Source organism: Kitasatospora nipponensis (genome assembly GCF_039528135.1).
Lineage (GTDB): Bacteria > Actinomycetota > Actinomycetes > Streptomycetales > Streptomycetaceae > Kitasatospora > Kitasatospora nipponensis.
This window is the reverse complement of sequence record NZ_BAAALF010000692.1, coordinates 1-727: the sequence shown is the minus strand read 5'-3', so window position 1 is coordinate 727 and position 727 is coordinate 1. Positions and strand designations below refer to the sequence as shown.

2 pseudogenes are annotated in these 727 nt (G+C 72.2%); both read left to right on the top strand.

From position 1 onward, the window contains the following. A pseudogene (locus ABD323_RS42750) lies at positions 1–263 on the top strand (bifunctional DNA primase/polymerase); the annotation flags it as partial. A gap of 76 nt (positions 264–339) precedes the next feature. Continuing rightward, positions 340–727 (top strand): annotated as a pseudogene (locus ABD323_RS42745) (DUF3631 domain-containing protein); the annotation flags it as partial.

Sequence of the window (727 nt, the reverse complement as noted above, 5' to 3'; positions counted from 1 at the left end):
CCCCCCGGTCCCCCCACACCCAGCGGTTCCTCCGCACCGGCCTCAACCAGGGCCTGGCCCGCATCCCCTCCCACCGCGAGCACGGCGCCGGCACCGCCGCCCACAGCGCCGCCCGGTTCCTCGCCGCCCAGCACCGCACCTGCCCCGGCCCCTGCCACCTGGACGACGCCGCGGCCGCACTGGTCGTCGCCGCCGAGTCCGTGGGCGTCCCCTACGCCTACGCGCTCCGCTCCGTCACCCGGGGCCTCGAACTCACCTACTGACGCCCAAGGGGCGGCCGTCTCTCGCCAAAGAACCCGGCCGCCCCTTGGGCTCCGCCCTATCGAACGGAGAACCAGCATGACCGATCCCACCCCGCCCACGCCGGAGAACGGCGCCGAACTGCTCGACGCGATCGAGGCCCACCACCGGCGCTTCAACGCCTTCCCGAGCGAACACGCCTACGTCGCCGTGGTCCTGTGGGACGCCCACACCCACCTGATCGACTGCTTCGGAACCACCCCGCGCCTGGCGTTCCTCTCCCCGGAACCGCAGAGCGGAAAAACCCGGGCCCTGGAGATCATCCAGACCCTCACGCCCCGGCCGCTGGTCACCAACGACATCAGCCCCAGCGCGCTGTTCCGCTCCGTCTCCAGCGACTCCGCCGGACGCCCCACGATCCTCTGGGACGAGGTCGACGCGATCTTCGGCCCCAAGGCAGCAGGGAACGAGGAACTGCGCGGTCTCA